This is a genomic window from Pedobacter sp. (assembly GCF_039594775.1).
In the GTDB taxonomy this organism is placed as follows: domain Bacteria; phylum Bacteroidota; class Bacteroidia; order Sphingobacteriales; family Sphingobacteriaceae; genus Pedobacter.
Window position 1 is genome coordinate 504,266 of the sequence record NZ_JBCNMT010000001.1, and the last position, 12,926, is coordinate 517,191.

Consider the following 12,926-nt stretch of genomic DNA (forward strand, 5'->3'; position numbering starts at 1 on the left):
GTCAATTGATATATGAATAAGTAAACTAAATATTTATAATGATATGAAAACAACTTTTACAATTAGCATCATATTGATTTCGGCACAAATCGTTTTTGCACAAGAAAATAAATTAAAGTTATCATTGGGGGCGGGCATGGCAAATGCAAGTAGTGAGAATAAAGCCATGGGAATGGGAAATGGTTTAAATGTACAGGCGGATGCCTTTGTTCCTTTTTATAGTAAAGTAGGCAATTTCGCACTAGGCCTAAATGTTCTCGGAAACTATGCAACATTGAAAAATCCTTCCCCAGACAATGCTTTAGTGGCAGATCAATATCAGATTTATGGGGGAAATTTATCGGTTATCTCCCAAAAAGGAGCTGCTTCCTCCAGTTTTTCAGGTATGTTGGGTATTCAGGCAAGTTTTTCATTTGGGAAGATCAATATTTCTCCGTCCCTTAATTCTGGCTATTTAAGAGTAAAACAAAATGGCTTTGTACAAACAGGGAGTGCAACTATTAATGGTCAAAATCAACAGCTAGCATTGGTGAAATCTGAAGCGCAGAGCACGAGTGGTTTAGCTTTTAAGCCGCAATTGAAAGTTGGCTATGCCATTAATCCAAACCTTTCATTGTTTATTAGTCCAGCCATGTGGCTGGGTCCCGAAATGAGCCATACCACTTCACAACGAGTGCCACAAGGCGGATTTAATGACAAGAAAATGTACGAGGCGAGCCAGTTGGCGAATGGTTCTTGGGAACACAAAGTAAGCACTAGCAGGTATAATTTTACGGAACTAAATTTCGGTTTGGCGTTATCCATTGGAAAAACGAAAGGAAGTAAGGGAGGTTCTGGCGCAGCTTCTGCTTCATATGCAAAGGGTGTAGCAAATTCTGGAAACACAACAATGGCGCAGGATTCAGCAACAACTGCAAATCGTTTATCGATGACACCTACCAGCACCCGCCAAACACCAAATACCTCTTTTGGGGCCAAGGTGCAGTCGAACGAGACGGTCAATCCCGTTTATGAAGATAAAGGCATAAAAGGCGTAAACCCAATGTTTGAGCAAAAATCTATACAAAGCGACGTAACGGTCAAACAAACCCAAGGAAAAACTTTTGGGGAGAAAGTAGCTTCAGGGTTACAATCAGGAGGAAATGCGATTGGACAAGGAGCCTCGTTACTTGGTGGGGCAATGCCACAAGGTAAAAGCATCAGCGAAAAAGGTGTTAAACGCAGTGACGCCATGGCAAAACCTGGCACCCCAATAGGTGGTATAGTAGTAAAAGGAGGTAAAAACCCTGGAGGAAATATGATTTTGGTTTCAAACAACAATGGAGAAGTGCTTTTAGATAATCTTGAGATAGGAAGCTACGCCTTTCAAATGACATCGCCAGCGCAACCCGCGGGAAAAAGCATTAGCTCAAAAGGAGTTAAACGTACCGCGGAAGCTATGGCTAAACCAGGGAATCCAATAGGTGGAATTATTGTAAAGGGCGGAAAAAATCCAGGAGGTAATTACATCATTTTGCCTACAGATGGAAATGGGAAAGTTGACTTTGAAGTGTTGGAACAAGGAAATTATAAACTTATTGTAGAAGAGGCAATGCCTCAAACCAACAAAAGCATTAGCTCAAAAGGAGTTAAACGTAGTGCTTCAAGAAGAAAGGTTGAGGTTTTGAAAAGTAACAAAACCGCCGCTACAAGCACAAACATTAATGCTAAAGAAGTAAGAACCTATACTGGCGGGCGTAAAAACGAACCACAAGGAAAAAGTATTAGTGAAAAAGGGGTTGCTGGACCTAAACCAAAGGCCAAACCAAAAGCACAAGTTAAAGAAAAAGCAACAACCGGACTTAAAGATGTAGTAAAAACGCAGGTTTAATGTTAGGAGTTCTCTTTCGAAAATTCAAATAGCCGTTGCTCATTGTCAGTAACGGTTATTTGAATTTTAATATATCCCTCTGGGAGTAGCTCTTCTACCTTCGAGGGCCATTCTACTAAACAATAGTTTCCGCTATAAAAGTACTCTTCATAGCCAATATCATAAGCTTCCTGTAGGTTTTTAAGCCTATAGAAATCAAAATGATAAACAGGGCCATGGTTACTTTCGTATTCGTTAACAATAGAAAATGTTGGACTGCTTACTACATCGGTAACGCCCAGGGCTTTACAAAAAGCTTTAATAAATGTGGTTTTCCCCGCAGCCATTTCTCCTTCAAAAATGAAGAAATTTTGATCATTGGCATAATTTAGAAGGGCTTGGGCTACTTTGGGTAGCTCCTCAAGGTCATTGATGGTTAACTGCATCTATTTGGCGCTATAGGTTACAATAGGGATAATCATTTCTTCCATAGAAATACCTCCGTGCTGAAACGTCTCGTTATAATAATTTACAAACTGATTGTAATTATTCTGATAAACGAAATATTGATCCTCTTTGGCAAAGATATAATTAGAACTGATATTCACCTTAGGCAATTTCGCTTCATGTGGGTTTTTGATTAAAAACACTTCCTTCGGATTATAATTCAGGTTTTTGCCCTGTTTATAACGTAAATTGGTATTAGTGCTTCTGTCTCCAATAACCTTGCTTGGTGTTTTTACACGAATAGTACCATGATCAGTGGTAATAACCAGTTTCACGCGCTTTTGGGAAAGTTTCTTGATCAAATCTAACAAAGGAGAGTGCTCAAACCAAGATAAGGTCAATGATCGGTAGGCGGCATCATCATTGGCAAGTTCCCTAATCATCTGCATGTCGGTGCGGGCGTGGGATAACATGTCCACAAAATTGAAAACAATGGCATTGAATTCATTATGCATCAAATTATTCACTTGATCTACTAAATCTTTTCCTTGGTCAAAAGTAAGGATTTTATGATAACTGAATTTGCAATCTTTCCTTAACGAGCGTTTAATTTGGTCGTCCAAGAAAGCTTCTTCATGTAGGTTTTTGCCGCCCTCGTCGTCGTCATTTTGCCATAAAGATGGAAATCTTTTTTCCATGTCTAAAGGTGTAAGGCCTGAAAAAATGGCATTTCTGGCATACTGCGTTGCCGTAGGTAGAATACTTGAATAAGTATCTTCTTCTTCCAAACGGAAATATTCTGTAATCAATGGGTTGATAATTTTCCACTGATCATATCTTAAATTATCAATCAAGATAAAAAATACCGGATTGTTGCTATTGATTAGCGGGAATACTTTTTTCTTCAGTAGTTCATGTGAAAATAAAGGAGCATCAGCACTGCCGTTAATCCAATCGATATAATGGTTTTCCACAAATTTTGAGAATTGCATATTGGCTTCCGCTTTTTGCATGGTCAATATTTCGTGCATTTGGGGGTCGTCCAGTTTTTCCAATTCAAGCTCCCAAAAAACTAATTTTTTGTACACTTCTACCCATTCATCGTAGCTCAACTTGTCGTTAAGCGTCATGCCCAGGCGTCTAAAATCTTGTTGATAAGCCGAAGAAGTTTTTGCGCTTACGAGTCTTTTATTATCTATCAATTTTTTGATGGTCAGTAATACCTGTTTTGGGTTTACAGGTTTGATCAGGTAGTCATCTATCTTAGAACCAATAGCATCTTCCATCAAATTTTCTTCCTCACTTTTGGTAATCAACACCACAGGAACATCGGAACGGATATTCTTAATGGCCGAAAGTGTTTCTAATCCAGTGAGACCTGGCATATTCTCATCCAGGAAAACCAAATCAAAATGTTCTTTTGCAAAAGCCTCCAATGCATCGTTACCATTTGTGAAAGTACTAACAGCGTAGCCCTTTTCGTTCAGTAATAAAATATGTGGCTTAAGCAGGTTAATTTCATCATCTGCCCATAATATCTTCGTTTCCTGCATGTTGTATCCTTTTTTTGTAAATTAAAAGATTAAAAAGCGCTTAGCTTTTTTACTGTCGATAAAAATAGCAATTTTTGTACCGTATTTATTTTTAGAGTTTGAACAAAAAGAAAATCATCAACGACCCCGTCTACGGTTTCATCACCATTCCCTCGGAACTTGTTTTTGACCTCATTTCGCATCATTATTTCCAGCGCTTAAGGTATATTAAGCAGTTGGCAATGACACATATTGTATATCCAGGAGCACTAAATACCAGATTTCACCATGCCTTGGGAGCTATGCACCTCATGAGCTTGGCCATAGAAGTGCTAAAAAACAAAGGGCACGAAATTAGCCCAGAGGAAGAAGAAGCGGCTACGATTGCTATTTTATTGCACGATATAGGGCACGGACCTTTTTCGCATGCTTTGGAACATACCTTAGCGAGGGGAATTAAGCACGAAGATATTTCCCTGTTGATGATGAACAAGCTGAATGATGAGTTTGGGGGAGCACTTAGCAAGGCAATAAGTATATTTAGAGGACAGTACCCTCGAAAATTTTTCTGTCAGCTTATTTCGGGACAGGTTGATTTGGATCGGATGGACTATCTAAATCGTGATAGTTTCTATACTGGAGTTAGTGAAGGAGTAATCAGTTTCGACCGAATCATCAAAATGTTCAATGTGGTCGACGACCAATTGGTGATAGAAGAAAAAGGGATTTATTCAGTAGAAAAGTTTTTAATTGCCAGAAGATTAATGTATTGGCAAGTTTACTTGCATAAAACAGTAATTGCTGGAGAGCAGCTTTTGGTGAAAATATTAGAAAGAGCTAAGGAACTCACCTCAAAGGGGCAAGCCCTTTTTGCCACTCCGGCCCTTCAGCATTTCCTTCAAAATGATGTAAACGAATCTAGTTTTTTTAATGAGGAGATTCATTTGGCCCAATTTGCGAAACTAGATGATCAAGATATTTATGCCTCTATTAAGGTCTGGGTTGATAGTGATGACTTCATTTTGTCGAGGCTATGTAGAATGCTGAGTGCTAGAAAGCTCTACAAAGTGGAGATTAGCAATGAACCGCCAGATGCCCAACGAGTAGAAAAGATGGCTTCTGGCATTGCACAAAAATTGGAAATCAATAGCAATGATTTAAGGTATTTTGTTTTTACAGACACTATTACCAACAGAGCGTATAATGCCGAAAGCAGTAATATTAATATTTTATTAAAAAATGGCAGCCTGTTAGATATCACAAAAGCATCAGATTTATCTAATTTAGAATCATTAGACAAAACCGTTAAAAAGCATATACTGTGTTATGTAAGAGATATTTAGCTTTTTTTAACAAAATAATGGGCCAAAATTCTCGTTATTTGGTCTTATCAAGACTGAAGAGTGATAATTTGTTCATATCAATTTAACATTTAACTTTGTAAGATGCAATTTACTGCCAAGCAGATAGGCGAATTTTTAAATGGAACCATAGAAGGCGATGAAAACGCTCAAGTGAGTACGCTTTCTAAAATAGAAGATGGCGCTGCTGGCTCTCTTTGCTTCTTGTCTAATCCCAAATACGAAAATTATCTTTACAAAACAGAGGCGTCTGTGGTGATTGTTTCCCAAGACTTTGTGGCCTTACAGCCTGTAAAAAGCACCTTGGTGAAAGTGAAAGATCCTTATAGTGCCTTTTCTATTTTGTTGGATAAATACAATGAAGTGCTCAACATGAGCAAAGACGAAGTTGGAATTCACAACTCATCTTACGTTCATCCGTCAGCAAAAATTGGTCAAAACGTATATATCGGGCCATTTTGTTGTGTAGAAGAAAACGTAGAGATTGGTGATAATACCAAAATACATGCACAGAGCTATATTGGTGCCGATACCAAGGTAGGCGCTGAAGGAATCATTTTTCCAGGAGTAAAGTTATACAGGCACACCGTAGTGGGCAATAGGGTAATTATTCATGCTAATGCTGTAATCGGTAGCGATGGATTTGGCTTTGCGCCCCAAGCAGATGGTTCTTACAATAAAATAGCTCAAATAGGAAATGTGGTGATAGAAGATGACGTGGAGATTGGAGCGAACACCACTATTGATAGAGCCACGATGGGATCTACTTACGTGCGTAAAGGCGTTAAGTTAGACAACCTGATACAGATTGCACACAATGTAGATGTGGGATCACACTCTGTGGTGGCGGCCCAAAGCGGAATCTCTGGCAGTACCAAGCTGGGGGAAAATTCGGTTATTGGTGGCCAAGTTGGGATTGCTGGACACCTTAATTTGGGCAAAAGAACCCAAGTGGGTGCACAAGCAGGGATAAATTTTGATACCGAAGAAAATAAACAATGGCATGGAAGTCCGGCCCAACCCTTAAAGGAATGGATGCGCTCAACCGTGATATTTAAGAAGTTGCCAGAAGTTGACAAAAGAGTACGAGAACTAGAAGCTAAGATAGCGCACCTTACCGCTATCATTGAGAAATTGACAACAACACAAACACAATAATGAACGTTAAGCAAAGAACTATTAAAGGCGAAATCTCAGTGAGTGGGGTAGGACTTCACACTGGAGCAAATGTCACCTTAACTTTTTGCCCGGCACCAGAAAATCACGGTTTTAAATTTCAACGCGTTGATTTGCCCGGAGAACCAATAATTGATGCGGATTGTGACAATGTAACCGACACGGCGAGAGGAACAACCATTTCTCAAAATGGAGCTAGTGTTAGTACAGTAGAACACGTGATGGCCTCTTTGGTGGGCATGGACTTGGATAACGTTCTGATCAAAGTTAACGGTCCAGAAACGCCAATCATGGACGGAAGTTCCATTAAGTTTATTGAGGTTTTGGAACAAGTGGGCAGTGCTTTACAAAGTGCCGACAGGGAATACTATACCATTCCTCATAACATTACCTATACTGAGCCAGAAAGAAGTGTAGAAATTGTGGCCATGCCTTTAGACGATTACCGTTTTACGTGTATGATCGACTATAACTCTCCGGTATTGGGCAGCCAACATGCAGGAATTACTAGCATTGGCGAATTCAAAAAAGAAATCGCTTCGTGCCGTACTTTCTGTTTTCTACATGAATTGGAATATCAATTACAACATAATTTGATCAAGGGTGGCGACTTGAATAATGCAATCGTTATTGTAGACAAGGAAGTTACCCAAGAGGAGTTGAAACATCTAGCTAAAATCTTTAACAGAGAAGAAATAGATGTTGCGCCACAAGGTATTTTAAATAATATGGAGCTACGTTACCAAAATGAGCCAGCCCGTCATAAACTATTGGATATGATTGGTGATTTGGCTTTGGTGGGCGTACACCTAAAAGGTCATATCATGGCTGCTAGACCAGGGCATGCTGCCAATGTAGCTTTTGCAAAGAAAATCAAAGCCGCTATCAAAAAAGACAAGGGCAAAAAGAAAATAAATACATACGACGTTAATGCCAAACCACTTTTCGATGTGGTAGACGTGATGAAAATCTTGCCACACAGACAGCCGTTTTTGTTTGTAGATAAGGTGATGGAGCTATCAAAAACCCATGTGGTTGGTGTGAAAAACGTTACCATGAATGAAGAGTTTTTTAAAGGACATTTTCCTGGGGCACCCGTGTTTCCCGGGGTATTACAGGTAGAAGCAATGGCGCAAACGGGAGGTATTTTGGTATTAAGTACCGTTCCTGATCCAGAAAACTACCTTACCTATTTCCTTAAAATAGACAATGTTCGCTTTAGGTCGCAAGTACTGCCTGGAGACACCATTGTTTTCAGATGTGACTTGGTGGAGCCTATCCGAAGAGGAATAGCGCAAATGAAAGGCGTGGGGATGGTTGGCGACAGAATAGCCGTTGAAGCAGAAATGATGGCACAAATAGTTAAAGTAAAAGATAGCGAAACCACAAAATGATACAACCCCTAGCATATATACACCCGCAAGCCAAAATAGCGGATAACGTAGTCGTAGAACCTTTTGCCGTAATACACAAAGATGTAGAGATTGGAGAAGGTACCTGGATTGGATCCAATGTGGTCATTATGGATGGTGCCAGAATTGGTAAGAACTGCCGTATTTTTCCTGGCTCAGTAATCTCTGGTATTCCTCAGGATTTAAAATTCGCAGGTGAAATAACTACTGCCGAAATTGGTGATAATACTACGATTAGAGAATGTGTAACCATTAATAGGGGGACTAAAGATAAATGGCGTACGGTTGTTGGGAGTAATTGTTTAATACAAGCTTATTCGCACATTGCACACGATTGCTATGTGGGCAATAACTGTATATTCTCAAACAGTACAACCCTTGCAGGGCACATTACCATTGGAGATTATGTGGTTTTAGCAGGCTTGGTGGCTATCCATCAGTTCGTTAAGGTAGGTTCACATGCTTTTGTTACGGGAGGTTCTTTGGTACGTAAAGATGTTCCCCCTTATGTGAAAGCTGCCCGCGAACCTCTTTCTTACGTTGGGATTAACTCGGTTGGCCTGCGTCGTAGAGGATTTTCTTCTGAACAGATCAACGAAATCCAGGAAATTTACCGTGTGCTTTTTGTGAAAAATAATAACGTGACCAAAGCATTAGATATGATCGAGGCAGATTTTCAACCTACTGAAATTCGCGACGAAATCGTAGATTTTATCAGAAACTCAAACCGAGGGGTGATGAAAGGCTTTGGCTCGGGCAACTGATCGGTATGCAAATTATCCTTGAGCATTTAGGTAGGCGGTTTAATAAGGAGTGGATTTTTAGAGAGATCAGCTACACCTTTGCCCAAGGAGAACAATATGCTTTATTAGGCCCAAATGGTTCTGGTAAATCTACGCTACTAAGTGTTGTTTTAGGAAGTTTAACCCCTTCTGAAGGTAAGATAAGCTATCAAGAAGAGAAGGAGATTCTTCCTGAGAGCATTTTTAGCTATATCAGCTTGGCAGCTCCCTATCTGGATTTGGTGGAAGAATTTACGCTACAAGAAACGATAGACTTCCATTTCCGCTTTAAGAAATACCAACAAGGATTTGGAGCAGAGGCGGTGCTTGATATACTGGCTTTAAGCAAGGCGCAAGACAAGCCTTTGAAATATTTTTCGTCAGGGATGAAGCAAAGGACCAAGTTGGCCTTGGCATTTTGTGCAGATACGCCTATCTTGGCGCTTGATGAGCCGACCTCCAATTTGGACGTTCAAGGTACTGATTGGTATTTAAGCCTGATTGAAAAATATTCGAAAAACAGGTTGGTTTTGGTGGGCTCCAACCAAGCTTATGAGTACGAGTTTTGTAAACATCAGCTAAATATTTTAGATTATAAAAAGTAAAATTAATTTGATAAAAGTGCGAAGAACTAGCTTTAAACGGCTTAAAAGCACTTCGTAAAAATATTTTAAAACTACTATTGTTTAATTAAAAAATAGTCTATACCTTTGCGGCACGAAATGAGGCTTAGGAGATAGGCGTAAATTTCAAAAGAAAATGGCAAAAGCATCTGATATTAAAAATGGAAATATTCTTCGTTTTAACGGAGATTTGGTACAGGTAGAAGAATTTATTCACCGTACCCCAGGAAATTTAAGAGCTTTCTATCAGGCAAGAATGCGTAACGTGAAAACCGGTAAATTGGTTGAGTATCGTTTCCGTGTTGACGAAGAGGTAGAAATTTGCCGCGTAGAAACCAATGATTATCAATATTTGTACGAAGATGGTACTTTCTTGGTAATTATGGACAACACTACCTACGAACAATATAACGTGCCTAAGTTTTTATTTGGCGAAGGCGTTAAGTTCTTAAAAGAAGGAATGAACGTAATTGTGGCTTTCGAAAGCGAAGAACCAATTATGGCTCAGTTGCCTCAGAACGTAGAGTTGGAAATTACCTACACTGAGCCTGCAGTAAAAGGCAATACTTCAACAAACGCACAGAAATATGCAACTGTTGAAACTGGAGTTGAAATACGTGTGCCAATGTTCATTAACCAAGGCGATAAAGTTAAGGTTGATACCAGAACAGGGGATTACATAGAAAGAGTAAAATAAATTTTCATAGTTTAGTTTTAGGTTTAGGTTGATTGTGGCTTCGGAGTGGTTCCCGAAGCCATCTTTTTTTTATACCTTAGCAATCATGCTAAAATCGGCCATTAGAAAAGAAGCTTTGCAAAAAAGGAGGACGTTGGCCGACGACGATTTTTTAGCGCTTAACCAGCTACTTCTAGCACAATTTAAAACACTTGACTTTTTTGGAATCAGTAGCATCCATGTTTTTTTGCCCATTGTGGAGAAGCGGGAGCCTGATACGTTTCTTTTGATTGATTGGTTGCAGAAAAATCACCCTGAGATGAGTATCGTAGTGTCCAGATCCAATTTCAATGACCATTCGATGAGTCATCATCCTTACCAAAAAGATGATTTAAAGGTAAACCATTACCATATCCCAGAACCACAAACAATGGAGATTTTTAGGGATAAAATAGATATGGTGTTGGTGCCCTTGTTGGCTTTTGATAAAAAGGGCTATAGAGTAGGATATGGAAAGGGGTTTTATGACCGGTTCCTGTCAGAAATTAAAGCCAAAAAGGTAGGGATTTCGCTTTTCGAAATGATGCCTGAAGAGATTTCGAACGTGCATCAAGACGATATAAGATTGGATTTGTGCATCACTCCAAAACAAATTTATAGCTTTGTAAGCTAGTCAATAATTTTAGTTATGGAAAAGGATCTTAGAATAACGAACGCAAAGCAATACGAAGAGACCATGATTGCTATTTTTGAAATGCAGGAGCAAGAAGAACCTTTGACCAAAGCGCAACTAGCGGAAATGGAAATTATGATGAAGGCTGCTCAACGTTACGAGGATGAAGAGCTTTAATAAAATCGCTAATCAGATAGGCAATGGTTTTGCCTATGGTTGCTTCCCTTCTGCCGTCTTTTAATTGCATCGCTCCTTCACAGATATGTAAGTAGCAAAATTCCTTTTTGGCGGTTAAAATCAGTAGACGTACTTCGTTTATGGAAAAACCTGTGGACGTAGCGGCACTAGAAAGGATACCTGTTATGCTATCCAAATCGATCTCTAGGCCCAAAGGCGATTTTACGCCTTTTAGGAGCTTTTGTAGGGCCGAAGGGATATCTTCGCCGTTCGATAGTAAATCGTCGAAATAAGCGGCCTTAATGCCGTTGTTTGTTGCAATAAAATCTAATTGAGCTTCGCTCACATAATTTTGATGCAGGCCGAAGATTCGATACTGTTCTAAAAAGCCATCCATCATAGCTGTACTAAAGCCGTTTCCACTATGCCTGCCTTCGCTAGGGTCACGTAAATCGGTATGTGCATCAATATTGAGCACGTTAATAGCTTCTTCTTTTGCTAAAGAAACTCCTTTAATGATTGGGTAGCAATTATTGTGTCCGCCACCAATTACGATTGGAGTTTTTCCGGACAGCACAATGGTTTGAATAACAGGAAACACCAAATCATCAATTTCCTTTACGGAATTTCTTAGTGTTGCAATATCGGTAGAAGGATTTTCTGGGATTTCAAATTCACCCAATACCAAAATATCTTCGCCTTTTAAAAAAGGATTTTGTTGCAGGTTTAAAAATGCTTTCAAAGCGGGTTTCCAAGCGGTATCTGCACCACCAATTCCGTAATTAGCCCTTATCCCAATATCCTCTGGAATGCCTAAAAGCACAAATTTGGCAGATGATTTTTTCAAGGAATCTATCGAGATGGCATCCTTTTGACCGTAATATGCCACTCTTTCGCCAAGTTTGGTTTCCCCCTTGCGGATATTTACCAGATTTAGGATATCGCTTTGCGAAAAGATTTTGAAACTAGCCATGGTAAATTTCTCCGTTTAAAATTACGGTTTCCACCTGACTCTGCCCAAAGCTATAAGGCAAGTAAGCCAAGGAAGTCATCGGTCTGGTGATAAATAAATTTGCTCTCTTTCCTATGGCAATGCTACCAATTTCATCGCTTAACTCCATAGCCGCAGCTCCGTTAATGGTAGCGGCGTTAATGGCTTGCTGGGGTGTCATTTTTAGCTTGATACAGCCCAAAGAAACCACAAAATTCATGTTCCCAGAGGGAGTTGAACCCGGATTGTAATCACTAGCTAAAGCGACAATGGCATTGTGCTCAATCAGCCCTTTGGCATTGGCAAAAGGGATGTTGATATAAAACGAACACGAAGGTAGTAGTGTGGCAATGGTATTGCTTTCACTAAGCGCCGTTAATACAGCTCCGTCAGTTTCTTCTAAATGGTCAACAGATACGGCCTGGTGTTGAATACCCAATTGTACAGCGCCAGAAACGGAAAGTTGATTAGCGTGGATTTTAGGCTTAAGACCATAATTTGCTGCGGTTTCCAAAATAAGAGCCGTTTCTTCAAGTGAGAAAAATCCTTTTTCGCAAAAGGCGTCAATATAATCTGCCAGTTTTTCTTGGGCTACCAGGGGAATCAGCTCATTAATGATCAAATCAATATAGCCCTGATGGTTTTCTTTGAACTCGGAAGGATAAGCATGAGCAGCCAATAAACTTGCTTTAATGGGAATGGGAAATGTGGCTTTTAACCGTTGAATTACTCGGAGCATTTTCAGCTCGCTTTCTACCGTTAGCCCATAACCACTTTTAATTTCCAAGGCTCCTGTGCCCTGCTTGATCATGTCGTTTAAACGAATGCTGGCACTTTCAAAAAGTTCATCTTCCGTAGCTTTCTGTAACTTGTTGGCCGAATTTAAAATACCTCCGCCCGCTGTGGCGATTTCCTCATAGGTTTTGCCGGCAATTTTTAGGGCAAATTCTTCTTCGCGAGGCGCAGCAAACACAATATGCGTGTGACTATCGCACCAAGAAGGGAACACAAAACGACCTTTAGCGTTTAGCGTATCAAACTTGGCACTTGAATTAGGGAGATTCTCCATTGGCCCAAAATCCTTGATTAAGCCATTCTCTAATAGCAGCCAAGCGTTTTCTAAAACGGGAAGCTGATCTAGTTCGCTACCGCGAAGAAAAGGTGTTTCCTTTGGATGTACGCCAACAAGGGCTTTGATGTTGATAATGAGCATATTTGGTTAACTGT

The 12,926-nt window shown here is 39.8% G+C and carries 13 protein-coding genes; 9 read left to right on the forward strand and 4 right to left on the reverse strand.

Annotation, left to right across the window (positions count from 1 at the left end; genetic code table 11):
• Positions 1 to 43 precede the first annotated feature (43 nt).
• Positions 44 to 1,870: a hypothetical protein gene (locus tag ABDV71_RS02285; protein ID WP_343530803.1), complete on the forward strand. Its 1,827-nt coding sequence runs from the start codon at positions 44 to 46 to the stop codon at positions 1,868 to 1,870.
• 2 nt (positions 1,871 to 1,872) lie between these two features.
• On the opposite strand, the gene tsaE is transcribed toward ABDV71_RS02285, so the two are convergent.
• Both tsaE and ABDV71_RS02295 read right to left on the reverse strand, forming a co-directional pair.
• The gene (gene tsaE / locus ABDV71_RS02290; RefSeq protein WP_343530804.1) at positions 1,873 to 2,295 is read right to left on the reverse strand and encodes a tRNA (adenosine(37)-N6)-threonylcarbamoyltransferase complex ATPase subunit type 1 TsaE; all 423 of its coding nucleotides are present in this window, start codon (positions 2,293 to 2,295) and stop codon (positions 1,873 to 1,875) included.
• The gene (locus tag ABDV71_RS02295) at positions 2,296 to 3,849 is read right to left on the reverse strand and encodes a bifunctional response regulator/alkaline phosphatase family protein (protein WP_343530805.1); all 1,554 of its coding nucleotides are present in this window, start codon (positions 3,847 to 3,849) and stop codon (positions 2,296 to 2,298) included.
• A gap of 98 nt (positions 3,850 to 3,947) precedes the next feature.
• Here ABDV71_RS02295 and ABDV71_RS02300 point away from each other — a divergent pair, with 98 nt between their 5' ends.
• The 8 genes from ABDV71_RS02300 to ABDV71_RS02335 all read left to right on the forward strand — a co-directional run bounded on the left by ABDV71_RS02300 (position 3,948) and on the right by ABDV71_RS02335 (position 10,708).
• Positions 3,948 to 5,171, forward strand: coding sequence for an HD domain-containing protein (locus tag ABDV71_RS02300; RefSeq protein WP_343530806.1), 1,224 nt, complete (start codon positions 3,948 to 3,950; stop codon positions 5,169 to 5,171).
• 102 nt (positions 5,172 to 5,273) lie between these two features.
• Positions 5,274 to 6,347 (forward strand): UDP-3-O-(3-hydroxymyristoyl)glucosamine N-acyltransferase, encoded by a 1,074-nt coding sequence (lpxD, locus tag ABDV71_RS02305; RefSeq protein WP_343530807.1) that lies wholly within the window; start codon positions 5,274 to 5,276, stop codon positions 6,345 to 6,347.
• On the forward strand, positions 6,347 to 7,759 hold the full coding sequence (locus ABDV71_RS02310; RefSeq protein WP_343530808.1) for a bifunctional UDP-3-O-[3-hydroxymyristoyl] N-acetylglucosamine deacetylase/3-hydroxyacyl-ACP dehydratase: 1,413 nt from the start codon (positions 6,347 to 6,349) through the stop codon (positions 7,757 to 7,759). Before lpxD ends, ABDV71_RS02310 begins: the two co-directional genes overlap by 1 nt.
• Positions 7,756 to 8,541 carry an acyl-ACP--UDP-N-acetylglucosamine O-acyltransferase gene (gene lpxA, locus ABDV71_RS02315; RefSeq protein ID WP_343530809.1) on the forward strand — a complete coding sequence of 262 codons (786 nt, stop codon included), beginning with the start codon at positions 7,756 to 7,758 and terminating at the stop codon, positions 8,539 to 8,541. Before ABDV71_RS02310 ends, lpxA begins: the two co-directional genes overlap by 4 nt.
• A gap of 5 nt (positions 8,542 to 8,546) precedes the next feature.
• Positions 8,547 to 9,164 carry an ATP-binding cassette domain-containing protein gene (locus ABDV71_RS02320; protein ID WP_343530810.1) on the forward strand — a complete coding sequence of 206 codons (618 nt, stop codon included), beginning with the start codon at positions 8,547 to 8,549 and terminating at the stop codon, positions 9,162 to 9,164.
• Positions 9,165 to 9,318: 154 nt separating this feature from the next.
• Positions 9,319 to 9,879, forward strand: coding sequence for an elongation factor P (efp, locus tag ABDV71_RS02325; RefSeq protein ID WP_343530811.1), 561 nt, complete (start codon positions 9,319 to 9,321; stop codon positions 9,877 to 9,879).
• Between the two features lie 85 nt (positions 9,880 to 9,964).
• Positions 9,965 to 10,531 (forward strand): 5-formyltetrahydrofolate cyclo-ligase, encoded by a 567-nt coding sequence (locus ABDV71_RS02330; protein ID WP_343530812.1) that lies wholly within the window; start codon positions 9,965 to 9,967, stop codon positions 10,529 to 10,531.
• 15 nt (positions 10,532 to 10,546) lie between these two features.
• Positions 10,547 to 10,708, forward strand: a complete 162-nt coding sequence (locus ABDV71_RS02335) for a hypothetical protein (protein WP_343530813.1) — start codon at positions 10,547 to 10,549, stop codon at positions 10,706 to 10,708.
• On the opposite strand, the gene ABDV71_RS02340 is transcribed toward ABDV71_RS02335, so the two are convergent.
• Together ABDV71_RS02340 and hutI are read right to left on the reverse strand one after the other, a co-directional pair.
• Positions 10,665 to 11,681: a formimidoylglutamase gene (locus ABDV71_RS02340; RefSeq protein WP_343530814.1), complete on the reverse strand. Its 1,017-nt coding sequence runs from the start codon at positions 11,679 to 11,681 to the stop codon at positions 10,665 to 10,667. The two genes, ABDV71_RS02335 and ABDV71_RS02340, sit on opposite strands and share 44 nt — an antisense overlap.
• The gene (hutI, locus tag ABDV71_RS02345; RefSeq protein WP_343530815.1) at positions 11,674 to 12,912 is read right to left on the reverse strand and encodes an imidazolonepropionase; all 1,239 of its coding nucleotides are present in this window, start codon (positions 12,910 to 12,912) and stop codon (positions 11,674 to 11,676) included. Before hutI ends, ABDV71_RS02340 begins: the two co-directional genes overlap by 8 nt.
• Positions 12,913 to 12,926 lie beyond the last annotated feature (14 nt).